26 protein-coding genes and 1 riboswitch are annotated in these 24,077 nt (G+C 41.5%); of the genes, 6 read left to right on the top strand and 20 right to left on the bottom strand.

The genetic code is table 11. The features are described from left to right. Positions 1–15: 15 nt before the first annotated feature. Together LQ203_RS00650 and LQ203_RS00645 are read left to right on the top strand one after the other, a co-directional pair. Entirely contained in the window at positions 16–1,113 is a 1,098-nt protein-coding gene (locus LQ203_RS00650) for a Xaa-Pro peptidase family protein (protein ID WP_230154683.1), read from the top strand. Positions 1,114–1,462: 349 nt separating this feature from the next. Next, positions 1,463–1,918, top strand: coding sequence for a universal stress protein (locus tag LQ203_RS00645; RefSeq protein WP_230154681.1), 456 nt, complete (start codon positions 1,463–1,465; stop codon positions 1,916–1,918). 45 nt (positions 1,919–1,963) lie between these two features. Here LQ203_RS00645 and argH read toward each other — a convergent pair whose 3' ends face one another. Both argH and LQ203_RS00635 read right to left on the bottom strand, forming a co-directional pair. Then, a complete protein-coding gene (argH, locus tag LQ203_RS00640; protein WP_230154679.1) occupies positions 1,964–3,343 on the bottom strand; it encodes an argininosuccinate lyase in 1,380 nt (459 codons plus the stop codon). Then, positions 3,340–4,545, bottom strand: a complete 1,206-nt coding sequence (locus tag LQ203_RS00635; protein WP_230154677.1) for an argininosuccinate synthase — start codon at positions 4,543–4,545, stop codon at positions 3,340–3,342. Before LQ203_RS00635 ends, argH begins: the two co-directional genes overlap by 4 nt. A gap of 214 nt (positions 4,546–4,759) precedes the next feature. Between LQ203_RS00635 and LQ203_RS00630 the strand changes: the two genes are divergently transcribed. Then, on the top strand, positions 4,760–5,074 hold the full coding sequence (locus LQ203_RS00630; protein ID WP_230154675.1) for a hypothetical protein: 315 nt from the start codon (positions 4,760–4,762) through the stop codon (positions 5,072–5,074). Positions 5,075–5,135: 61 nt separating this feature from the next. Here the strand turns inward: LQ203_RS00630 and LQ203_RS00625 are convergent, their stop codons facing one another. From LQ203_RS00625 to LQ203_RS00610, 4 genes are all read right to left on the bottom strand, one after another. Further along, positions 5,136–5,648 carry a MogA/MoaB family molybdenum cofactor biosynthesis protein gene (locus tag LQ203_RS00625; RefSeq protein ID WP_230154673.1) on the bottom strand — a complete coding sequence of 171 codons (513 nt, stop codon included), beginning with the start codon at positions 5,646–5,648 and terminating at the stop codon, positions 5,136–5,138. After that, entirely contained in the window at positions 5,645–6,487 is an 843-nt protein-coding gene (locus LQ203_RS00620; RefSeq protein WP_230154671.1) for an EcsC family protein, read from the bottom strand. Before LQ203_RS00620 ends, LQ203_RS00625 begins: the two co-directional genes overlap by 4 nt. 277 nt (positions 6,488–6,764) lie before the next feature. Beyond that, positions 6,765–7,961, bottom strand: a complete 1,197-nt coding sequence (locus LQ203_RS00615; protein WP_230154669.1) for an acetate kinase — start codon at positions 7,959–7,961, stop codon at positions 6,765–6,767. A 169-nt stretch (positions 7,962–8,130) separates the two neighbouring features. Next, a complete protein-coding gene (locus tag LQ203_RS00610; protein WP_230154667.1) occupies positions 8,131–9,117 on the bottom strand; it encodes a class I SAM-dependent methyltransferase in 987 nt (328 codons plus the stop codon). A 607-nt stretch (positions 9,118–9,724) separates the two neighbouring features. Here LQ203_RS00610 and LQ203_RS00605 point away from each other — a divergent pair. Beyond that, positions 9,725–10,042 carry a hypothetical protein gene (locus LQ203_RS00605; protein WP_230154665.1) on the top strand — a complete coding sequence of 106 codons (318 nt, stop codon included), beginning with the start codon at positions 9,725–9,727 and terminating at the stop codon, positions 10,040–10,042. A gap of 183 nt (positions 10,043–10,225) precedes the next feature. Here the strand turns inward: LQ203_RS00605 and tpx are convergent, their stop codons facing one another. From tpx to LQ203_RS00570, 7 genes are all read right to left on the bottom strand, one after another. Beyond that, complete coding sequence (tpx, locus tag LQ203_RS00600) at positions 10,226–10,726, bottom strand: thiol peroxidase (RefSeq protein WP_230154663.1); 501 nt, start codon at positions 10,724–10,726, stop codon at positions 10,226–10,228. Between the two features lie 161 nt (positions 10,727–10,887). Continuing rightward, the gene (ytfJ, locus tag LQ203_RS00595) at positions 10,888–11,352 is read right to left on the bottom strand and encodes a GerW family sporulation protein (protein WP_230154661.1); all 465 of its coding nucleotides are present in this window, start codon (positions 11,350–11,352) and stop codon (positions 10,888–10,890) included. A gap of 15 nt (positions 11,353–11,367) precedes the next feature. Continuing rightward, positions 11,368–12,060, bottom strand: coding sequence for a DUF2953 domain-containing protein (locus LQ203_RS00590; protein WP_230154659.1), 693 nt, complete (start codon positions 12,058–12,060; stop codon positions 11,368–11,370). Between the two features lie 100 nt (positions 12,061–12,160). Continuing rightward, positions 12,161–12,700, bottom strand: a complete 540-nt coding sequence (locus LQ203_RS00585) for an RDD family protein (RefSeq protein WP_230154657.1) — start codon at positions 12,698–12,700, stop codon at positions 12,161–12,163. A gap of 12 nt (positions 12,701–12,712) precedes the next feature. Then, the gene (gene sppA, locus LQ203_RS00580; RefSeq protein ID WP_230154655.1) at positions 12,713–13,714 is read right to left on the bottom strand and encodes a signal peptide peptidase SppA; all 1,002 of its coding nucleotides are present in this window, start codon (positions 13,712–13,714) and stop codon (positions 12,713–12,715) included. A 354-nt stretch (positions 13,715–14,068) separates the two neighbouring features. After that, positions 14,069–14,983, bottom strand: coding sequence for a 4-hydroxythreonine-4-phosphate dehydrogenase PdxA (locus LQ203_RS00575; RefSeq protein WP_230154653.1), 915 nt, complete (start codon positions 14,981–14,983; stop codon positions 14,069–14,071). Beyond that, positions 14,983–15,336: a nucleotide-binding domain containing protein gene (locus LQ203_RS00570; RefSeq protein WP_230154651.1), complete on the bottom strand. Its 354-nt coding sequence runs from the start codon at positions 15,334–15,336 to the stop codon at positions 14,983–14,985. The genes LQ203_RS00575 and LQ203_RS00570 overlap by 1 nt, the downstream gene beginning before the upstream one ends. Positions 15,337–15,490: 154 nt before the next feature. Between LQ203_RS00570 and LQ203_RS00565 the strand changes: the two genes are divergently transcribed. Then, positions 15,491–16,291, top strand: a complete 801-nt coding sequence (locus tag LQ203_RS00565; protein WP_230154649.1) for an NAD kinase — start codon at positions 15,491–15,493, stop codon at positions 16,289–16,291. A 41-nt stretch (positions 16,292–16,332) separates the two neighbouring features. Here the strand turns inward: LQ203_RS00565 and LQ203_RS00560 are convergent, their stop codons facing one another. From LQ203_RS00560 to LQ203_RS00540, 5 genes are read right to left on the bottom strand one after another with little or no spacing between them, the layout of a single operon-like run. Then, complete coding sequence (locus LQ203_RS00560) at positions 16,333–17,103, bottom strand: TatD family hydrolase (protein ID WP_230154647.1); 771 nt, start codon at positions 17,101–17,103, stop codon at positions 16,333–16,335. Positions 17,104–17,121: 18 nt separating this feature from the next. Then, complete coding sequence (locus LQ203_RS00555) at positions 17,122–17,865, bottom strand: ABC transporter ATP-binding protein (protein WP_230154645.1); 744 nt, start codon at positions 17,863–17,865, stop codon at positions 17,122–17,124. Continuing rightward, a complete protein-coding gene (locus LQ203_RS00550) occupies positions 17,849–18,631 on the bottom strand; it encodes an ABC transporter permease (protein ID WP_230154643.1) in 783 nt (260 codons plus the stop codon). The genes LQ203_RS00555 and LQ203_RS00550 overlap by 17 nt, the downstream gene beginning before the upstream one ends. Continuing rightward, complete coding sequence (locus LQ203_RS00545; RefSeq protein WP_230154641.1) at positions 18,628–18,912, bottom strand: thiamine-binding protein; 285 nt, start codon at positions 18,910–18,912, stop codon at positions 18,628–18,630. The genes LQ203_RS00550 and LQ203_RS00545 overlap by 4 nt, the downstream gene beginning before the upstream one ends. 11 nt (positions 18,913–18,923) lie before the next feature. Next, a complete protein-coding gene (locus LQ203_RS00540; RefSeq protein ID WP_230154639.1) occupies positions 18,924–19,928 on the bottom strand; it encodes an ABC transporter substrate-binding protein in 1,005 nt (334 codons plus the stop codon). A gap of 130 nt (positions 19,929–20,058) precedes the next feature. Then, positions 20,059–20,168, bottom strand: a riboswitch (TPP riboswitch). A gap of 303 nt (positions 20,169–20,471) precedes the next feature. Here LQ203_RS00540 and LQ203_RS00535 point away from each other — a divergent pair. Then, positions 20,472–21,299, top strand: a complete 828-nt coding sequence (locus LQ203_RS00535; protein WP_230154637.1) for a protein-glutamine gamma-glutamyltransferase — start codon at positions 20,472–20,474, stop codon at positions 21,297–21,299. A 93-nt stretch (positions 21,300–21,392) separates the two neighbouring features. Here the strand turns inward: LQ203_RS00535 and rarD are convergent, their stop codons facing one another. Further along, complete coding sequence (gene rarD / locus LQ203_RS00530) at positions 21,393–22,322, bottom strand: EamA family transporter RarD (RefSeq protein ID WP_230154635.1); 930 nt, start codon at positions 22,320–22,322, stop codon at positions 21,393–21,395. 80 nt (positions 22,323–22,402) lie between these two features. After that, the gene (locus LQ203_RS00525) at positions 22,403–24,004 is read right to left on the bottom strand and encodes an amidohydrolase (RefSeq protein ID WP_230154633.1); all 1,602 of its coding nucleotides are present in this window, start codon (positions 24,002–24,004) and stop codon (positions 22,403–22,405) included. Positions 24,005–24,077: the final 73 nt, after the last annotated feature.

Raw genomic sequence — 24,077 nt, 5'->3', positions numbered from 1 at the left:
ACTGGAGGTATCGTCATGAATGAACGTTTGACAGAACTACAAAATTGGCTTCAGGCCAATGAGGCGGAAGCCGCATTACTTACATCCACGGAGAGCATTTTCTATTTAAGCGGATTTTTTAGTGACCCTCATGAAAGATTGCTTGCACTGGCCGTTTTTGCAAATGCCGACCCATTCCTGGTCTGCCCGCAAATGGAAGTTCCAGATGCTAAACAGGCTGGATGGAACGGCGATATCATCGGTTACACCGATATTGAAAATCCATGGGAAAAAGTTAAGCAAGCAGTCGTGAAACGCGGGTTAACGATTAATAAAATGGCCATTGAAAAAGAGCATATGAACGTAGAACGCTATGAACAAGTGCAACATCACTTCGAAGAGCCAAAACTCGTTTCAGCAGAAGAAAAACTCCAAGAGATGCGAATGATCAAGTCGGAAGATGAAATGGTCAAAATTCGTGAAGCATGCAGACTTGCCGATTTTGCAATTGAAGTTGGTGTCAGCGAAATCCGTGAAGGTAAAACGGAAATGGAAATCCTTGCAGCGATTGAATTTGAATTGAAAAAGGCCGGAGTCAGCCAAATGTCATTCTCTACGATGGTCCTGACTGGCAAAAATGGCGCCTCCCCTCATGGTACACCAGGAAATACGAAAGTACAGCGTGGCGACCTAGTCCTCTTTGACTTAGGCGTCGTTCATGAAGGGTACTGCTCTGACATCACTAGAACCGTTGCTTACGGAGACATCAATGATAAACAGGCAGATATATATGAAACTGTACTTAGGGCACAAGAAGCGGCCGTTATGGCCAGTAAACCTGGTGTTTCCTGCTCCGAGATTGATTTGACCGCCAGAAACATCATAAGGAATAAAGGATACGGTGAATTCTTCCCTCATAGGCTCGGCCACGGACTTGGGATCAGTGTCCATGAATACCCTTCCTTGACCGAAACGAATTCCCTTGAACTTCAATCGGGAATGGTTTATACAATCGAACCTGGTATATATGTTCCAAATGTTGCAGGTGTCAGGATTGAAGATGATCTATTAATCACCGATACCGGCTGTGAAGTTTTGACCAAATATCCGAAGAGCCTGCAAATCATAAAATGATAATGAACTCGGATAACCCCGTCCTCACTTGAGACGGGGTTATCCTTTTATTATGTAAATCGGTATCATTCAAGGAAATCCATTGAAACAATAGGAAAAATACAACTGGAATAATGTGGGTGATACACTCCTTACATTAATAATTTTGAAGCACTCAAAAAAAAAGGTCCCTCTAGTTAAATGAAAGAAACGGTGGACCTCGTCATAACAAGTTCGCTATCATGAAACAATATTTCAATCAATATTTCTATCCATAGGATAAAACATTTGCTAATTTGTTATAATTGAAATAAGAGCCATATGGTAAATTGTAGTATAATAGGCATGGAATAGAAGGAGGAGATACACGATGAATAGTATAGATTATAAAAATATTCTAGTAGCAGTGGACGGTTCAGAAGAGGCGGAATGGGCCTTAAAAAAGGCAATCTATTTGGCAAAACTCAGTGATGCGACCCTTGTGCTTGCACACATCGTTGACACCAGGAATTTCCCTACTATTGAAGCGTATGATATGACACTCAGTGAGCGTTCTGATACCTTTGCCAACGAGCTATTGGAAAAGTATAGAACGGACGCCATTGCATCTGGGATTGCAAACGTCCAAACGGAAGTGGCATATGGTTCTCCCAAAGTTCAAATCCCAAGAGATTTAGCGAAAAAACATTCAATCGATCTAATTGTATGTGGTGCAACAGGCCTTAATGCAGTCGAACGTTTCCTGATCGGCAGCGTGTCGGAAGGCATCGTTCGCCATTCAAACTGTGATGTAATCATCGTGCGTACGAAATTGGATAAAAAATAATCAAAAAAACTCGTTCGCCAAATTGGTGAACGAGCTTTTTTATGATTATTTACTTACCAGTTTTTCCGCCTTTTCAATCGCCAGCTGAACTTGTGCAAAACCTGTACCGCCAGCACTATTACGGCGCTTAACGGCTTCGTAAGGATTTAATGCATCGTAGATATCATCGGCAAACAACTCGGAAGCTTCCTGGAATTGTTCGATGCTCAGATCTACCAAATAGCAACCATTCTGAACACAGTACAATACAAGTTTCCCAACAACTTCGTGTGCCTTACGGAATGGCATTCCCTTTGAAGCTAGATAATCAGCTAATTCCGTCGCATTCGAGAAATCATTTTTTGTTGCTTTTTCCATGACGTCCGTTTTCACTTTCATTGTTGTAATCATGCCGGCAAATATCTTAAGCGAACCAACAATGGTCTTAACTGTATCAAAAACGCCTTCTTTATCTTCTTGCATATCTTTGTTATAAGCAAGCGGCAGTCCTTTTAACACAGTCAATAACCCTGTTAAATTACCATAAACCCTTCCAGTTTTCCCACGAATCAATTCCGCCATATCGGGGTTTTTCTTCTGCGGCATGATACTGCTTCCCGTTGAAAATGCATCATCCAATTCAACGAATTGGAATTCCTGACTTGACCAAAGTATGATTTCTTCGCTGAAACGGGATAAATGCATCATCATGGTTGCACTGTTGCTCATGAATTCAATGGCAAAGTCACGATCACTTACCGCATCAAGGCTATTTTCGTAAATACCATCAAAACCTAATAGTTCGGCACTAAGAGCACGGTCAATCGGGAAAGTCGTCCCAGCTAATGCCCCAGCACCCAGTGGAGAAATATTAATTCTTTTGAAGCTCTCGGTGAAGCGTTGCTTATCACGCTCAAGCATCCAAAAATAAGCCATTAAATGATGGGCAAAAGAGATTGGTTGTGCCCGCTGTAAATGTGTATAACCTGGAATTAGTGTTTCCACATTTTTCTTCGCTTGTCCCAAAATCGCTTCTTGCAAGTCATTGATGAGTTCTTGAATCACTTTCGTTTGGTTCCGCATATATAGATGAAGATCTGTTGCAACTTGGTCATTACGGCTTCTTCCTGTATGAAGCTTTCCGCCTACTGGTCCAATTTCGTCTATAAGCATGCTTTCCAGGTTAAGATGGATATCCTCCATCTCAACCTTAAAAGTCAACTCACCCTTTTCAGCTTTTTCCTGTAAACTTTTCAGACCTGCAATAATCTGATCCGCATCTTCTTCAGGTAAAATGCTGCATTGCTTTAACATGGTTACATGAGCTAAACTCCCTTGAATATCTTCAAGGACAAGTTCCTGGTCAAAGGATATGGAGGCTCCAAACTCGTCTACCCATTCTTCTGCAGACTTCGTGAACCTTCCTCCCCAAAGCTTGCTACTCACACTGTCACCTTCTTGTTATTGACCATGCTGTTCACTTTCGTTGGAAGTCCCCATAACTTAATGAATCCAACTGCTGCATCATGATCGAATTCGTCAGCTTTTGTATAAGTGGCCAATTTTTCATCATATAGGGAGTACTCGGACTTTCTTCCTTCCACGATCGCATGACCTTTGAATAGTTTCACACGAACTGTACCCGTTACATTCACTTGCGTTTCTTTCAAGAAAGCGGCCAATGCTTTTTGAAGCGGAGAGAACCAAAGACCTTCATAAATCAATTCAGTCATTTTCTTCTCGATCACTGGTTTGAAGTGAGCCAGTTCTTTTACAAGCGTGATATCTTCAAGTTCTTTATGTGCAGCGATCAATGTCATCGCCCCAGGAGCTTCATAGACTTCACGAGATTTGATTCCTACTAATCTATTTTCCACGTGGTCGATACGTCCAACTCCGTGCTTACCTGCAATCTCATTCAATTCAACAATCAGATCAGCCAATTTATAGTTTTTGTCATTCAATGTAACCGGTACACCTTGTTCAAATCCAATTTCAATGATGTCAGCCGTATCCGGCGTGTTTTCAAGACTTGCAGTCAAATCATAAGCATCTTCTGGTGGAGCTGCCCACGGATCTTCCAGGATTCCACATTCGTTGCTTCTTCCCCAAAGGTTTTGGTCAATAGAGAATGGGCTCGCCAAGCCGATTGGAACAGGAATTCCATTTTCCGCTGCATATTCAATCTCCTCTTCACGAGACCATTTCCAGTCACGAACAGGTGCAAGAACCTCTAAATTAGGATTCAAAGCTGAAATGGATACTTCGAAACGCACTTGGTCATTTCCTTTTCCCGTACAACCGTGTGCAACAGCTACCGCATTTTCCGCTTCAGCCACTTCCACTAATTTTTTAGCGATCAGCGGACGTGATAAAGCTGATACCAATGGATATTTTCCTTCATACAAAGTATGTGCCTGAAGAGCCGTCAATGCGAATTCATCAGCGAATTCATCTTTCGCATCAATCACATATGAACTAACCGCACCAACTGTTATCGCTTTTTCTTTAATGAAATCTAAATCTTTTCCTTCTCCGACATCCAAGCAGCATGCCACAACTTCGTACCCTTGATCTTGTAACCATTTAATTGCAACGGAAGTATCCAAACCTCCGGAATATGCTAAAACCACTTTTTGATTTGCCATTTTCATCGTCCCTTTCATGTGAATAAAAATTCATCTGTTGTTATTTTTATTCATTCTATGATTAGTACTTTATCATTTTTATAAAAGGAATACAAGGGGTATTTTAAAGATTTAGCTAAATAATATGTTAATTTGTCGGGGAATTTCATATATTGTATACAGCCACTAAAATATAGTAAACTATGAGTATGAAAAATCGAAAAGCGGAGGGAATATGAAAGAGCAATTTACCTATGATGAACGGCTTGGCATCCCCATTCCTGATCTGCGCCTGGAGTGGGATGAATATACAAAAGGCGAGCAACAGCAAATACTTGTGCACTGGGAGAATATCCGGGGGGGCATCCCAGACCGCATCAAGGAACTGGAATCCATGATAAACCGAAAGCAGCTTCAGCTCTCCGATGAGAGTAATTTCGCAAAATCATGTCAGTTCAATTCCGAAATTGCGGAACTTGCTTCCATCATCAATGACTTGTGGCTTTGGTATCGGGCCAATCAAGGCGTGAGTGAAAAGATGCATAATTAAGGCCTATTCCATGCAAAAAAAAGCCACAGTTTTAAACTGTGGCTTTTTTTTTGCATCCCCCTTATAAATCCTTTCGAAGTTCACCAATGACATGTCCCAACTCCGGGAGAATCAATTTATTCATCGCAAGCCGAACCGCACCTGATGAGCCTGGGGTGGAAAAAACCGCCTTGTCCTTCACGACTCCGGCGATGGCCCTGGATAGAATGGCTGCCGAACCGATGTCCTCTTGATAGCTGAGCATACGGAAAACCTCGCCAAAACCGGGAATTTCCTTTGTCATCAATTCTTTAACCGCCTCGATCGTTACATCCCTTTTGGCGATGCCAGTCCCTCCATTAGTCAATATGACATCGACCTTGTTGCTATTGCAGCCTGCTTTAACCGCTTCTTGAATCGCTTCTCTTTCATCTTTCACAATTTCATATTCCGTCACTTCATGCCCATTCGACTTCAATAATTCCATCATCAGCGCACCGCTTTTATCCGTTTCTTCATCACGAGTATCGCTAACGGTTATCACCATGCAGCGAATTGCCTCCGTGATGGCTTGTTTATGATTCTTGACACTCATTCTTCATTAACCTTCTTCAACTGTAAATACCGATATTGATAGAACTTCTGGGCAAATTCACTGACATTCCGGGTCATTTGATAATTGGCCCCAGCCCCGATGGCCATGCTAATGAATGGAATGCCCTGAACCAGTTTTTTTCGAAAAACAGTAATGGATATGGCCTTCAACAGTTGCTTCAGTGGCTGTTCCATCCAGGAAGGATTTGTCAGTTCATCAATTCCCAGATAAAAATAGTCATCTTCAGCGGTCTGGACTTCCCGGATCAATTCTTCCCAAGCTATTCCTTGGAGTCTCTTTGGCATCGCACCTGCATTGAAAACCTTAAGAGCCAACATCATTTCAAAAGGCGTATTCACCTCAATACCATATGACATCGCAATCAGCTGTACCGTCCGGACATTGATGACCGTCATGGCCGGAATATCACTCCCTAACAGGAGAAGGCCTCCTGATCCGCTTATCCCTCCTTGTGCAAATGAATATAAACGATGCTTAGCTATATGCTGGTTCGCTATGTAATTCAACTGGTCGATCGATAAGAGATTCAAGTCACTAAGCATTTCGATATCTTCATTAAACACCCGCGCAGATGCTAAAATCCGCTCTCTTGCATCTATTTGAACTTGTGAGCTTTGGACCATGGCATGCAAATGAAAAAGCCATGTATCAAGCTTATCAAAAAACTGTTGTTGGACGTTTTCTGGAAGCAGCGCAAAACCCTGCTCTAACCATTTATCATACAATGCTGCCAGATCCGTTGGCTCATATTGATAAAGATTTTCTTGCCATTCACTAATTTCATTCCAAATTTTGATTTCCCGATTCGTGAATTCCATGCATCAAGCCTCCTATGTACAGAATTGGTGGATTCTCCCTTAAGTATACCATAGAGGAGGACTTTTCAAGAATAGATGATGCTGTTCCTGTGTTTCAAGGCCATAGCTCACTTGGTATGATATCCAAAAAAAAAAGCCATATGAAGGGGGCTTGAAGGTCAATCATCTGCATCAACTTTATACAATAATATAATTCAATCCTAGTAAAGATCCCCTTACCGAAGTCATAAATCATGTAAGGAGATTTTTCTAAGAAAAATCAGGAAGGCATGTTTTCTCATTTCCCTCTTAAAGCTACCTCCATGGTATCCCTGGCAATCATGATTTCTTCATTAGTAGGGATGACCATCACTTTCACTGGGGAATAAGGTGCATTGATGAACGCTTCCTTACCAGTGGTGCGATTAAGATCCTTATCCCAATAAACGCCCATGAATTCCAGTCCCTCCAAGATACGACCTCTAATGGTTTGACTGTTTTCACCGATGCCGGCTGTAAAAATGATGCCATCCACTCCCCCCATTTTAGCTGAATAGGAACCTATATACTTGTGAATCCGATCTGCAAAAACCTCAAGTGCAAGTACAGCCCGTTCATTGCCTTTATCCGCTTCCACTTGGATATCGCGCAGGTCGCTGGAAAATCCGGAAAGGGCTAGCATGCCGCTTTCCTTATTCAAGACATCCAGCACTTCATCAGCTGTTTTCCCCGTTTTTTCCATGATATAAGGAATCAGCGCCGGATCGATGTTGCCTGAACGCGTACCCATTGTAACACCGGCCAACGGTGTAAATCCCATTGATGTATCAACTGACTTACCACCCTTTATTGCCGTAATGCTTGCACCATTTCCTAAATGGCAAGATATCAAACGAAGCTGCTCAATCGGCCGGCCGATCATTTTTGCCCCCCGCTGTGACACATATTTATGTGAAGTACCATGGAAGCCATACTTCCTTATTCCGTATTTTTCATAATATTCAAAAGGTAAGCTATACAAATATGAACCTGCAGCCATCGTTTGATGAAAGGCAGTGTCGAAAACAGCAACTGCCGGAACATCACCAAGTATTTGCCTGAAGGCTTTGATTCCCGTGCTATTCGCGGGATTATGAAGGGGTGCCAACTCTGAAAGTTTATCGATTTGCTCTATCACGTCCTCCGTGATCATGACCGAGTCACTGAACACCTCACCACCATGCACCACACGATGCCCTACGCCGTCCAAATCTTCAAAGGAGTCAATGATGCGGTGGTCAATCAGCTTTTTCAACAAAAGTCCAACAGCCACTTCATGATTGGGTATATGGGACGTTTTAGAAACTTTTTCGCCTTTGACACTCAAAGTAAATGTGGAATTTTTCCAGCCGATTCTTTCTACAAGACCTTTTGTAATCACTTGTTCACTTGGCATCTCAAAAAGCTGAAACTTCAATGAAGAGCTGCCTGCATTAATAGCCATGATTTTTGACATCCATCCTGCTCCTTTACTCAAAGCTAGTCAAACAAACTATGATCATCTCAACGAATAACGCGCAGTGTATTGTACAATCTTATCATGGTAAAGAATGACAACCAAATGAAAAATAATCACTCTTACAAAAAAAATGAAAGCCAATGCGAATGGCATCAGCTTTCATTTACTATTTTTCCTCTTTAAACCAATCGTCCATCTGTTGCATGACAGACCTTGTTGCATCGAAATCCGAGAGCTTTGGAAGTTGAACGAGCAGTGCCTTTTTCGGTGCTTCGATCCCCTCTTTCTTCTTTTGAAGGATCAGGATACTTTTCGCAGCCGCTTCACTTTTAAACATGGAAAGCGGCAGTTGCACCATCCCTTGGATATGTGTATGTTTTTTCAGGAAATCATTGAGTTTCTGCGCTTCTTCTGAGACGAACAAGTTATTAGGGACGATGAAGAAAAGATGTCCGCCATCCTTCACATGTTTAACACTTTGCTCAATAAACAAATGGTGTGCATACGAATGTCCTTTTTCGGCCTTCAATTCATAATCTGCTGCACGTACATCATTCGGGTAATAACCAATCGGCAAATCACTGACCACAACATCCGAAGGATCGATGAAAAGCGGCTCCAGACTGTCCTGATTGAAGAATTGCAGCGGGTGTTCTTGTAGGTTCGCCCCTGCATATGCAAGCTTGATCAAGGTTTCATCAATTTCGACACCATATGAAGCGATATTTTTATCAGGAAGTTGATTCAAGATTGCAAATAGCAAATTCCCCGTTCCTACCGCAGGATCGAGCATGACTAACTCTTTTTGATCCTTGGCGAATTTACCGACTAAATAGCTGACGAACATGCCGACTGCATCAGGGGTCATTTGGTGATTCGGTTGTACGCTCTGCTGCATGCCTTTTAATATGGCAAGCTGATAGGCTTTACGGATTGCTTCCTTCTCATATTTCTCGAGTGAAAAGTCTGCATAATGTTTCATTAACCTTTTCTTCGATACTTCACTAATTTCCTCCTGCAGGACTTTCCCTTGGAAGAAATTCTCTCCCGTTTCACCTAGGGCATCCAGATATGTGCAAGAGAGTTCACTTTGTAATATTTGGGCTGTTTCATCAAATTCATAAAATAATTGTTCAACTGGGGTAGACTTCACTTATTAATTCCTCCTGTTTGCTTCTGCCCTTATTTTAAAGGTAAGAAGTAAGAGATACAAGCCGTACGTCCTGCTGATGATTCTTCGTTTGTTTAACGTACTGTTTTCCAATTTGAAAGTCCGCATATAAGCTCTTTTTTCAAAATTTTCAACCACGATTAAATAAAAGGTAAATTTGTTCATTTACTAGTGCGGATAAATAGGTGGTTGGGGGTGTACTTTGGATGATACTAATAAAGATTCTAAATTTCTTTTACTTTTGAAATTTAATTTATGATTAAGCAGTTCGCAATCTTAGATGGTCCCAAACTCTTTTAATAATTTGCAATTATTAATCTGACTAGCACCAAAACCAAGCATTTTGAGAAGATCTGTTACCTGTATTTTTCCCTCATTATCTATAAGACGAATTTTCGGATTTTACTTCAACTTGTTGAGGAAAGATTTCTATAAATAAACTTTGACCTTTGTCAGTTAGCACTACATTTGAAGCTCGACGGTCAGTTGAACTTGGCTCAAAATACAGGGCTGTTGCCCTTTATTTTTTATTACTTGGAAAGGCTCACTGAATTCCCAAACAGAATACCATACATGAGGTGGTGATTATATGGATAATGAAAATCAATACTATCATGGGCCGGTTAATCCGATAAATCAGCAGCATGGTATACAGTCAGATGATGAACTTAACAGACAACAACAAGGGTTCCAACAAGGGTTTCGCCAAGGATATCGGCAAGGGTATCGACAAGGGTATCGAGATGGATATCGAGCAGGGCAACAAGCGGGGTCTCATCCAGGACCATATCCAAGACAAATGCCGTCGTGGCCTAATGAAATTGATATAAGAGTTGGTACACCTAATGGTCAAGAGTGGTCTGGCAAGATTGTATTACCACTAAATGGTCCGAGTTTAGAGCCATAACTAACTTCAGCATATTAATGAATAAAAAACGGTATATTAGAAACGAACTGTATTGTTCGACACTCAAAGATTAATATAACTAAAGCTCCATTGAAGATTAATCAAGAAAATCAACAACATCCGTTTACAACGTCTAAAACAAAAAACCGGGCAGATTGCGCCCGGTTTCTTAGAATTCGCCTCTTATTTTGCCGCTTTTGCCGCTTCGATTGCACCTTCGTAATTTGGATGGTTAGTGCCTTCACTCACGTATTCTACATATGTGATTTCATCGGAGCTGTTCACTACGAATACAGAGCGCGCCAATAGGCGAAGTTCCTGCATGACTACACCATAAGCTTCACCGAAAGAAAGGTCACGGTGATCTGAAAGAACTTGAACATTGTCCAAGCCGCTAGCAGCACACCAGCGTTTTTGCGCGAAAGGAAGATCGTTACTGATCGTCAGGACTTTCACATTATCCAATTTTGCCGCTTCTTCATTGAATTTACGTGTCTGTGCATCACAAACACCTGTATCCACGGATGGAACCACGCTTATAATGCGGACAGAACCTTTAGAGTCGCTTAATGTAACCGGCGATAAGTCATTTGCCAATACTGTAAAATCAGGTGCTTTGTTCCCAACTTTTAGTTCTTGTCCCACTAAAGTGATCGGGTTGTTTTTAAATGTTACTGAAGCCATTAAAAAATTCCTCCCTTTTCTGCTATATGTACAAGGATAATCATATTTGTTTTACCGGAATTTTGCAATTAATTGAATTGGGAAAAATGTTTGTGTTCATGTCTCTTTCAATAGTTTGGATATTTCAGCAAAAAGAAAACTCGGCGGATGCCGAGTCGCAGTTAGAAATCTAAATCCTGTTTAGGTTCTTGGTATCTCATTGTGGCTGCTTGACTGCCAGCTTGATTTTGATTTTTGTCTTTCTTGGCTAGCATGGATTGAATCTTATCTACAACCTGAGGAGCTAAATCCATCATTCTTTCGAGAAGGTGTGTTCCTTCATCAAGATGGATCATTTTCACGCCATGGGAACCGACAATCAAAAAGGCAATTGGTGTTATGGAGACCCCACCACCGCTACCGCCGCCAAATGGCTGCTTAGACTCACCTTGCTGTCCTTGATGGTTTCCATCGATCACAAATTCGCTTCCACCGGCTGCAAAACCAAACCCGACTTTGGATACGGTTAAAATGACGCTTCCATCCGGAGTTTCCACCGGATCTCCGATGATCGTGTTCACATCGACCATTTCTTTCAGATTTTCCATCGCTTCTTTCATTAATCCTTGGATCGGATGATCTGACATCTAAATTCCTCCACTCTAGAACGATTGTTTATTGGAATCACCTGATAGCCTCGCTAATTTCCTGGACTTGAAGTTTGCCTTTCCGCCCTTCCAATAACGAAGCAGTTTTATTCCAGTCACCATAGCTTGCCCGATTCTAAATTGTAATATGCATGAAATCGTCGTATTGGCCTGCCATCGATGAAAGTCGGGAGTTATGGAATAAGAGGGCATGATCCTGAAGTTGAAATAGGTAGTTAACAAACCGATGATGGAACCTTTAAGTGCCCAACATACTCCAGTTAACATGCCGGTGTGTGCGGCGTTTTTAGTACCAACCATACTGTGCCAAGCGAATTTTTTAACTTGCACTTTCCCTGTGAAATGACGGACAATCCGATGAAAACCGATGATATGATGAAGGATTTCCTTCATGTCAGCGAATTCATTACGTAAATCTTCGGGAGTGATTTTTTTCATTTCTTCTTTTTTTTCTTCTTCCTTCATTCCTTGTTCTTGCTTTACTACTATCGCTGCCGAATCATCATCCTTTTTAATGACCGGCACTTTGAAAGTATAGTGAAAAAGTCCATACCAAGCTGATAATTTAATATGTATTAGGTCATTTTTTTGGACACGTTTGAGATCAATGTACACTCTTACTTTAGTGAAAATAAGTAGAAGCAGCACCAAAATGAGGATACCCATAATCAACAAAAGCCACTTCATGCATCCACATCCTTTCAGCCTATTATTATCGGCATATGCAAAAAAAAATAAACCTGCAAGAGCAAAAATCACGCTCTTACAGATTTATAAATGAAAGAAATCATCTACGGATCAAAACCACACTTGTGTCTGCGAAGACATCATGCAAAGCCTGTTTCTTCGGTAATAGGCCTGCCAAAAGATAGCCAATCCATGTGATTTTTGAGATATAGCGGCCAATCAGCTCCCTGAACAATACCGTACCCCATGAAATGGTTTTTGTTTCTTCCTTCAATGCAACGACTTTCAGTCCAAAAATCATTTTGCCAAGGGTTTGGTTCAAGAACTTGGTCATCAAAACAAAGTATAAGAAGAATACGATTCCTGTTAAAAAGCCCTCTGCGGAAAACCAAAGGTCATCTGTTCCTTCATAAAACTTAAAGATAGGATGAATCAATATACGATTCAAACTACCGATAATCAACAGATCCGCTAAATAAGCCCAAAATCTCATCCAAAAACCAGCAAAATAAACGCCCTTGACTTCCCCATCATCCACGGTCTTCTCGGCATGTGGAAATTCCTGCTGAACGGGAACCTCATGATCAGCCATTAGATTGGATGAAGCGATTTGTTCATTGTTTTCATTTCGTTCCGTCATCCTTCAGCCCCCCTATTCCGCATACAAATACATTAAGCGTGGAGAATTTGAGGAGGAAAGGATTTTTGTCAAGACCGCCGTTTCCACATCATTTCCCAACATTTTTTGCGCTCCCATACTGAATAACGAACCGAAACCTGCCTCATCTGTATAACGGATAACTTGAGCATCTTTATTACCGATATCCGTTTTCATCGCGGCAATGACATCATCCAAATGGCCGAAATCATCGATTAGATGGTTTTCTTTCGCCTGACGCCCATCATAAATACGGCCATCGGCAATTTTCCTTACTTCCTTCTCCGTCATACCGCGTCCATCTGCAATGACTTTTACAAATTGATCATAAGAATTATCAATCATATCTTGCAGTATTTTACGTTCTTCTCCAGTCATTTCCCGGGTCGGACTCATAATATCTTTGTGTGGCCCGCTTTTGATCGTTTCGAACTCAACACCATACTTCTCAGCTAACTTCTCGTAATTATACCCATGCATGATGACGCCAAGTGAACCTGTCATCGTTTCTGGGCTAGCGTATATCTTATCGGCCGGTGCAGAAATATAATATCCACCTGAAGCCGCCATTGACCCCATGGAAACATAGACAGGTTTTTTCACTTTTTTTATATCTAGGATTTTGTCATAGATCTCTGCACTTTCGACGACACCGCCGCCAGGAGAATTCACCCGTAGGATGATTCCTTTAATATCATCATTTTCTTCTGCCATCTTCAGCTTATCCATGAAGGCACGATGATTATATGTTGCTGAACTAAGTAATGATGCTTCTCCAGTATCTTGAATCGTGCCCTCCACATCAAATACGGCAATAATATTAGAGAAATCTTCACCTTCTATGACTTCCTCGTAAAATGCACTTTCGGAAGCAAATAAATCATCAATAATATTTTCCGTATCGGCTGTAAATAGAGTCGTAGCCGTCCCTACAGCAATAGAGACAAAAAATAAAACGGCTGCGATTCCAAGTGCTGCCCAACGCTTTCCATTCATCTGTTTTCCCCCTTAAATATATGTATCCTTCTTACCATACGAACTAATAACAAAAATGTTTCATTCCATGATAAACCAAGACATCTAAAATTGTAGCAAATAATACCCTAATTGGAAATGTGTAGTTAACTTTGTCATATCGACTTTCCCTTATAAAGAAAAAAGAAGGCCCTTTCATCATTATTCATACTTAGAGGGATTATGATGTACAGAAGAAATATTTATTTTTTCCATACTTCAAATTCAGAGATGTCAAACGATGTTCCGGATTGTTTTCAATCATATAGGCATGTTTTGCTCTTCCATGGCATAAATAGAAAAAGCTGCCGGAATTCATCCCGGCAGCTTCTACATTTATTTCTTTGGAGCTAATTCAATGGCTGACTGAATGGCCGCAAGCATGCTTTTTTCATCAGCGATGTTCTTCCCAGCGATATCAAAGGCTGTGCCATGATCTACGGAAGTTCTGATAATTCCGCCTTTCAGCCCTACGGTAATATTGACCCCAGCCTCAATTCCCATAACCTTGATTGGAGCATGTCCTGTTACATTGACTCCCTCATTCTGTGCCCTTTCTATTCCGGGCATTAGTTTCTCTTCTTCTTCACCATTTCCGAATAAACCGTTTTCCCCTGCATGAGGGTTTATCCCGCATACAGCGATGCTAGGATTTTTGAAACCCGCTTTTGTCAGTGTTTCATGTGCAAGCTTGATCACTTTGTACGTCCGCTCAGGATTAATGCTTTCGATTGCTTCAATCAGTCCCATATGTGTCGTCAAATGAATGACCTTTAAGTTGGGGGTAGTTAACATCATCGAAAAGTCTTCTGTATCCGTAAGGTCAGCAAGAATCTCAGTATGCCCCGGATACATATGTCCTCCTTTGTGGAGCGCTTCTTTATTCAAAGGGGCGGTACAGATCGAATCGATTTTCTTTTCCTTCGCCAAGTCGATGGCCTTTGCCAAGTATTGAAATGCGCCGTCTCCCGCTAGAGCGGAAACCTCTCCAAACGGAAGGTCCATAGGAAGGATGTCCAAATCCAGAACATCTATCGAACCGAACTCATACTTCGCCTCAGAAGGGTCCTTTATGGAATGTACAATCCCCGCATAGCCTACGATAGGCTTTACCTTTTCTATTATTTTTGCATCTCCGATAATAAGCGGCCTGCACTGTTCATACACCTCTTCATGTCCCAATGCCTTTACGATAATTTCTGGTCCGATTCCCGCGGCATCTCCCATGGTAATTCCAATAATGGGTCTCATCAAGAATTCTCCCCTTTCAACTTTCTCATCGCATGTATAAATACGTCCTCTGTACCAAAGCCGCCTGCTTTCGTAACGACATAAATAGCGTCATTACCCAAGAACTTGGAGATAGGGACTCCTATTTCCAGTTCATCTAGCAATTCGAATCCTTTTACATCCCATAGATTGCATATTTGCTTGGCTGTATCGCCGCCGGTCATGGTAACACCTTTAAAATATTGTTTCTCTAACAATACAGAACATACTGTCCCTATCGCTTTCACAATCTCGTTACTGATCTGTTTATGAGTAAGTCCTTTAGATTCGCCTGTTCTCCAAGCCTTTTCAATGTCGGTTTTTCCTTTCGACAACGCGTCCCCAAACGGTTAACAATAGTCCTTCATTCCATGATAGACTAAGTCATATAATATTGTTCGCAATGCAGCTATTCTTTGTACTGTCGGCTTTCTCTTATGGAAATAAAAGAAAGCCTTTTCACCACTATTCATACTAGGGGGGATCATGATGAAGAGTCGAAGAAACATTTATTTTTTCCATGCTTCAAATTCAGAAATGCAAAACAAGGTGAAACGTCTAGCCGAGTTGGCAAAGCAACATTCATATGAAATCGTCCAAAATTTCACAGAAGCCAACATTATCGTAAGTATTGGTGATGACGGGACATTCTTACAGGCTGTCCGAAAAACCGGATTCAGGGATGACTGTTTATATGCTGGCATTTCCACCACAGGAAACTTGAATATGTATTGCGATTTCCACTTGGAAGACACGGACAAAATGATCGATGCCATGACAAGAGAGCAAATCGAGGTTCGTAAATATCCTACCATCGATATACAATTGGACGGTCAACCATCCTTTTTTGCGCTCAACGAACTCAGTATCCGGACTTCCATCACCAAGACGTTCATCATGGATATTTTCATTGACCAACTTCACTTTGAAACTTTTCGCGGGGACGGAATTATCATTGCTACTCCGACCGGAAGCACCGCCTATAATAAATCGGTCAATGGGGCCGTTGTGGACCCCCTTCTCCCATGCTTTCAAGTGAGCGAGCTCGCTTCAATCAATAACAATACATATCGGACGCTAGGCTCTTCTTTCATACTAAGCGGAGATAAGACGTTGAACGTCCACCTGGAGCAAAATGGGCCAAGCTATCCAATCATCGGAATGGACAATGAAGCCTTGAGCATCAGTCATGTCGAGAAGATCCAGGTCCGATTAAGCGGTAAAGTCATCAAAACCGTTAAGCTTAAGGACAATTCCTTTTGGGAAAAGGTAAAAAGAACCTTTCTATAAAAAATACTAAAAAGGTACCAGATCTACTATCTGGTACCTTTTTATAAACTATAAAAATCTTTTGTATTTTGATAAAGGATTTCATACACAATTTCAATGGCTAAGCCTTTAATTGAAGCAATTTGACGCACACTGTCATGCATCATGCCCGGATGTGTCCATTTCCCTTTGAAAACCCCTTCAAACGGCCATGGGCCATCCGTTTCAATCATCATTTGCTTAAGTGGGTATACAGAAACCAACTCCTGTATTTCTCTTTCATAACATACATCAGGTGTGACTGAAATGAGGTAACCGTTTTTGGCCATTCTTTCGATTGTGTGGATATCACCTTTAAACCAATGAAAATGTGCCTTTGTGATTTGATGTTTTTCCAACAGATCACAAACAATAGATGCATCATTATGGACGGCATGAAGAATAACCGGTTTTTCGATTTCTTTAGCTAACACCAAGAACCTCTCCAGTAATTCTATATACTCTGACGTATCCATATTGGGATTTTCCTGCCTTAAGTAATAGGGCAGCCCAACCTCACCTACAGCAAACATATCGTGGTGATGTTTCCGCATCCAACTCAGTAAATCTTCCATTTCTTCTTTACTTGGGAGTGGCTGCTCGGGATGAAAACCAAAGGCCGGCTTAATTCGTGAATCTTTGAGTGAAAGATGATAATTGTTTATGGAAGAAGTCAAATTCATGGAAACAGTTAGCAAAGATTCCAAATGAACCTTTTCCATATCCATAAGGATCTGCTTCTGCTTCCATTCATCATACCTATCCAAATGGATATGGCTATCGATGATTTTCATGTTTCATTTTCTCCTTCCTTACGTAGTAACAGTCGGCTTTAGTGCTGCATATAGTTCTCTCTTCAAATTAAAAAATTCATCACTAAGGAGCTGTTCTTCCCTTCTTGGCCTTGGAAATGGAACAACAACCTCTTTTATGACAGTAGCGGGTTTTGCTGATAACACATATATTCTATCGGAAAGGAAAACCGCTTCATCAATGCTATGAGTAACAAAAAGCACCGATCTCCGATTTTCTTCCCAAACAGACATCAGCCATTTTTGCATTTGCAATCTTGTCAGTTCATCCAATGCAGAAAAAGGTTCATCCAGACACATCAATTCCTGTGGACTTAAGATACTTCGAATAAATGCGGCTCTTTGCTTCATGCCTCCAGATAATTCATGCGGATATGCTTTCTCATACTCTTCCAATCCCGCTTTCACCAAAAGGGCTTTTGCCATCTCTTTGTCTCTAATGCCAGCCAATTCACTTCCAAGCAAGACATTTTCCAATACCGTTCTCCAAGGTAAAAGGGAAGGCTGTTGGGGCATATAGCTTATATGGCCTTTTAAGCCATTTATTTTTTTACTATCAAGCGAAATGATGCCCTGATTCGGCTTCAAAATGCCCCCGATCAAGTGGAACAATGTACTTTTACCGCTACCGGATGGTCCAAGGATCGTGACAAACTCCCCATCACCTACATGGAAATGTATATTCTCTAAAATATTTTGTTTACCATCGAAAGAATAGGAGACATCTTTAATTTCCAGCTTCATCCTTTTCACCCTCCTTTCTCTTCCATGAAACAAAGTATTTCTCCAGTAAGTTAATGATTCCAAAAAAGAGAAGGCTCATTCCCATAATGAGGAAAATGGAAACAAACACCCGATCTGTCCTGAATGCAGAGGAAGCTAGCGTCATATAAACGCCGATCCCCGATTTAGCTCCAAGCCATTCCGAAATAACCGCACCCATTACACTATATGTTGCCGAAATTTTCAATCCTGAGAAAATGAACGGAATCGAATGAGGAAGCTCCAGCTTCCAAAATAACTGGTTTCTCCCCGCCCCCATCATCTTGAAATAATGCTTAAGTTCATATGGTGTCTGGCGAAACCCGTCTAATGAAGCAACGGCAACTGGAAAAAAACACACGAGAGAAATCACAATTAGCTTTGGCAGCATTCCAAAACCAAACCAGATCACTAAAAGCGGTGCCAGAACAATGATTGGAATATTTTGTGATAGTATGAGCAGGGGATAAACCGCCTCTTTTACACTAGGAAACAGGTGTAAGATTGCCGCAATTAATAAGCCGATGCAGCTTCCTATAAAAAAACCGGTTAACGCAAGCTCAGTAGTTGATATCAGATGTCCCGAAAGATTGTGAAACGATTCAATTCCTTCAGTCAAAATGGCTGATGGAGCAGGAAGCAGCCATTCTTCAACTTTTAATAAGACTGTCACTGATTCCCATACTATCAGCAACAATAATAAAAGAAAGAAGGGAGCCCCCTTCTTCCAAATTATCCTTCCGATCATGCCCGATATTTCTCCGTTAACGTATCCATGGTAATTCCGCTCGGCTGATATAATATTTTCACTTGGGAAATGACATTCGGCGATCCTATTTCAATCATTCTTACATTCATTTTTTCTATCACGGCGAAAATTTCGGAAAGCTCACCCTCCATTGTTGTTTCAAGCGGGTGAACCTCATATTTGACACCTGATTCATCAATGATCTTGATTGCTTCATCGACCATAGGGATGACATTTTCCCCTTTAGGGATAATTTGTATACTAATTAATGAATTGGCCATTTTTTTTCCTCCTATTTTGGTAAAAATTCATTGGTAAATGCCTTTTCAGGATCGAAATCACCTTCGAGAAGCTTATTTTCAGCCATCCAATCACTGTAATTCTTCCAAATTTCAAGCTTTTGTTCACCCCAACGCGGAGCATCATCCTGATACTTGGTTGCAAGCCACTCTTGGCTTTTCTTCACTAGTTTAGCATCAAGATCCGGTGCAGCCTTAATTAACATGTCTGCTGCATCATCGGGATTCTTAATCGCAAACTGGTACCCTTTCGAAGCTGCATGAACAAATGCTTTAACGGTTTCAGGATCTTCTTTAATCAGCTTTTCATTTGTGGTCAAAACAGGCGTATAGTAATCAAGCTTATCAGAGTATTCGGTTAAGTAAACCATATTCAGCTTTTCATTTCTCAACTCGGCCTCGATACCTGTCCACCCATAATAAATCCAGGCGAAATCTATATCCCTTTTAACTGAAGTGAAAAAATCTGTGTCCCCTGTGTTCACTATATCCACTTTATTTACATCCGCATTATCTTTTTTCATGAGTGAATCAAGAATGGCCTTTTCAACTGGAGAACCCCAGCCACCATACGTTTTCCCTTCAAAATCCTTGGGAGTTTTAATGTTTTTTGACTCAGGGGAAGCGAAACCTGAGGTATTATGCTGGATGACGGCAGCTAGCGAAACAATTGGCACGCCCTGCACACGAGCCTGCGTGATTCCCTCCTGGTAGCCCACGCCAAATTCAGATTTCCCTGAAGCAACGAGCTTATCAGCACCAGCTTCACCAGGCATGATAATTTCCACATCCAGACCTTGTTCTTTAAAATATCCTTTTTCCTTTGCTACATACAATCCTGTATGGTTTGTATTCGGTGTCCAATCCAGCACGACCGATACTTTTTTTAATTCTTTATGGTTTTCATTTTTAGATGCTTCTTCTTTTTCATTCGTTCCGCCTGCACCACATCCAGCTAAAAGGAACAACGAAGTTAACAGTGGCAAAAATTTTCTCAAGACTTTACCCTCCTACACATTATATAAGATCGATATGCCGGAACTATAACGGACGCCAGGTTCTATTCAAATAAAAAACAAAAAACGCCCGAAGATGAATTCGGACGTTAACATACAAAAACAGAAAGACAGTAATAATATGTATGTTTCCTCCGCTGGCATCATCCAGATCAGGTTCAAAGAGTCAGCATCTAAAGGACGCAATCTCAGCCAGCAATACTGGCCCCCCTACATTTCTCGCACATATGAACTTTTCTCTCTCATTATATCAATTCAGACCGAAAAGGGAATACTAATTTGCTTCTTCTCACTAATTGGAAAGGTTTCCTAGCAGTTTGGGAAATCCAGCAACGCATCTTAAAAAATGTAGATATCCTTATACATGTATGGATCAAGTCGATTATCATTCATTTGTAACGGTGCATGGCACGTTTCAAATAGTCATTTCCGTGCAGGTATTCATATAATGAGCATTACCTGTAGACAATTCAGTGTACTGGTTTTATAAATCCTTAACTTAATAAGCAAAAGGTGGATATGATCATGATAAAGATTAATAACAAAGTATTAGATGTCAGTCAAATCCAACCAGTCATACAATCCGCTAAATCGCTGGAAATTCTCCATTTGCTGGCGGGGTATCCAAACGTTTATGAATATGCGAGCTTGGGTGAGCTTGAATTCGAGATACAACTGAGGCTTCGAGTCATAGAGGCGGCCATTTCGTTAGAAAATAGTCATGCAGAATTTTCAACACTTGAGGAATCGCTATCCAATAAACAATATTGGCACCTTTCAAAGAATGGCACCTTCACCCTTCTGCCAAGGGTTCCTCCACATGTTGCAATTGTAGACATCTTCTTGAATGGAAGGCTATACGCTTTCGAATGCGGTACAGCAATAGTCGTCACTTTTTTAAAGGCGATTTTGGATTTAATCGGTCCGAGGGATTTTGACTATCTTTTTAAAGACCTATTTCTTTATGACTGGCACCCTCCAAAGAATATGGCTCTGCTTGTCCATAAAGGAAGAGATTATTTACCGGGGGATAATCTTTACTTCAAAAACCCGGATCACGATGAGGACACTCCTGAATGGCAAGGGGAAAATGCCATATTATTAGGACAAAACCAATTTTATGGCCACGGGATTGGGATTACCAATTCACAGGGAATCATCGATGAATTAAATGGCAATAGAAAGCCGAATGCCAGCATATCAGCATTCCTGACCCAGCATATTATTAGCTTGGATAGTTCCTACTATCGTCCATTCCAAACCAATATCCCCCGAGTAACCCCCGTGCACAGTCCCAGTAGCCTCTCCAATTTGATTGTATCTGAAATAGGTCAAACGCTTTACCTTTCTTGACCCTGGCAGTTTACGTAATGTAAACCCGTTTTCTTTGAATTTCGTCATAAAAAAAATGCTTGGCGGATAGATCCGCCAAGCATTTTTTCTTATTCACGCACCAATATTCCTTTTACCTTTAAACCTGCGGGCACTTGCCTGCCCCCATTTCGTAATGGATAGCGTATAAACGGCCAAGGCTGACCATATGAACAAAAAGGCTAAAAGATGTGCTTTGGTAAAGCTTTCATGATAAACAAATACACCGATCAATAAGGATAAGGTCGGAGCGATATACTGAAAAATGCCAAGCATCGATAGCGGGATTTTCTCCGCCCCCTTCGCAAAATATAAAAGAGGTAAAGCCGTGACAATCCCACCGCCGACCAACAGCAAGCCTGTGCTTCCCGCCGTAAAGAATTGCATGTCTGATTGCGTCATCAAATATATGAGGTAACCCAGGGCAAGAGGCGTTACCATCATCGTTTCGAGCGTCAGCCCTATCGCTGATTCGGCCTTGATCATTTTTTTTGCCAAACCATATAATCCAAAGGTCATGGCCAAGACGAGAGAGACCCAAGGAATGGTGCCGAAATGAATGCCAAGGATCAAGACTCCGATCCCCGCAAGCAGGAACGACAAGATCTGGGCTCCGCTCAATTTTTCTTTTAAGACAATCACTCCCAATAATACACTGACTAGCGGATTGATATAATAACCTAGGCTCGTGTCAAGGATTCGTCCTGAATTAACGGCCCAGATGAACACTCCCCAATTGGCTGTAACAAGCAGCGAAGCCGTAAGTAATGCCGCAAAGAGTTTGGGATTTCCCAATATGTTTTTGACATAATCCACGAAGGATTGCCATTTTTTCATGAACATCAATAAAACCAGCATGAAGACGAAAGACCATAATACCCTCTGCGCTAAAATCTCTGTTGCACCGACTCCCTGAAGAAACTTCCAGTAAATCGGAACAACTCCCCACATCATATAAGAAAGGGCGGCATAAATTGCCCCTTCTTTTTGTTCATCCACTTTCATAACCTGCCTTCTTTCTAATTACATTCCTTTATCGAAATCCATCTAACTATTTTGCATACCCATTTCTTTTTTTGCAATTGTTATTTTTTATCATACACGATTCTGTCATCAATGATTGTCATGACCGCCTCTGCTTTTAGCAGATCATCTGGCTCAACTGCAAAGACATCAAGATCAAAAATGGTAAAATCCGCATCATGCCCTTTAATGATCTGACCACGACGTTTTTCTTGACCTATTGCTGCGGCACTCCCTTTTGTATAAAGTGCGAATGCCTCATATACGGAAAGTCTTTCATCCAAGCCATATACATGGCCATCCTCACTGTTGATTTTCGTCCTTGTGACGGCAGCATGAATGCCCAAAATTGGATTTAACGGCTCAATCGGAGCATCTGATCCTCCCGCACAAATAATTCCCATATTCAAATATGTTTTCCAGGCGTAGGAGGATTCCAATAGATTTGCTGGAACCTTTTCTTCCACCCACGGAAAATCGGAAGGTACGAAACCTGGTTGGATATCAAAGATGACTGGTAGTTTTGCCGCCCGCTCCAACAGTTCCGGCCGGACAATTTGTGCATGGATGAGCCGATCCCTCAGTCCCTCTTTTGGAGGGAGAGCTTCCATTGCATTCAAGACATATTCAAAAGCAAGATCACCAATGGCATGGACAGCAATCGGCATTCCAACCTGCCTTGCTTTTTGCACCCATTCCTGAAGCTCCATTTCGGTGAATATCGCCACGCCATTCGTATCTTTTTGATCTACATATGGTTCGCTCAACAGGGCTGTATGGCCTCCTAAGGAGCCGTCAGTAAATATCTTCATGCTGTCGAATTTGATATATCGCGTACCTTCTTGATAACGACCGCCTGCTGCCAGCATCTCTTCAAACGCTCCATGATGGACGAGTAAATTGGCGCGAAAGACCATATTCCGGTCCTCGATGACAGATTTAAACGCCTGATAAGTCGGCATGAAGCCATTGTAATAATGGAGGTCTTCTGTATGCCCGCCAGTCAATCCTACCTTATAGGCGTCCTGTATCGCCTCTGTAAGCGCGTTTTCGATATACTCCTGGTCAATGCCGGGTAGGCTGTCTAAAATAAGGTTCTGCGCCTGGTTCTCCTTAAATAAACCATTTAACCTTCCATCAGGATAACGGCAGATAACCCCGCCTGGCGGTTCTTTCGTATCCTCTTTAATATTAGCTTCTTTAAGGGCGCAAGAATTAACCACCAAGGCATGACGGCATATTCTTTTCAATACGATGGGATGCTCTGTCGATATCGCATCAAGCTCATCACGCAATATCAATTCAGGACTAGGCCATTCGTTTTCATTCCAACCCTCAGCGACAATCCACTTTCCAGCCGGTGTCATTGCGCATCTTTCTTTCAAGGAACTCAATATGGACTCCCTGCTATCCATCAAAGAGAGGTCTAGACGAAGCAATCGTTCACCATGCCCGACCAAATGGAGGTGACTATCCACTAACCCAGGCAGCATCGTTTGTCCTTTTAAGTCGATTTCCCTGGAAATATTGCCTGCATATTCATTTTTTAAATAGTCAGGGCTGCCGGTATCGACAATTACCCCCTTTTCAGTGAAGACTGCCTCCACTCGATCGTTTTCTTTAATCATCGTATAAATCGACCCATTGAACCATAACGTTCCCATTCTGGCTTTACACTCCTTATTAAATGATTGTTACTGTACAGATATGCAGTAAGTGTACCATCTCATATCACGA

It is taken from the genome of Peribacillus sp. Bi96, assembly GCF_918698115.1.
GTDB lineage: Bacteria > Bacillota > Bacilli > Bacillales > DSM-1321 > Peribacillus.
The sequence above is the reverse complement of the archived record's forward strand: the minus strand, read 5'-3'. Positions and strand labels throughout refer to the sequence as shown.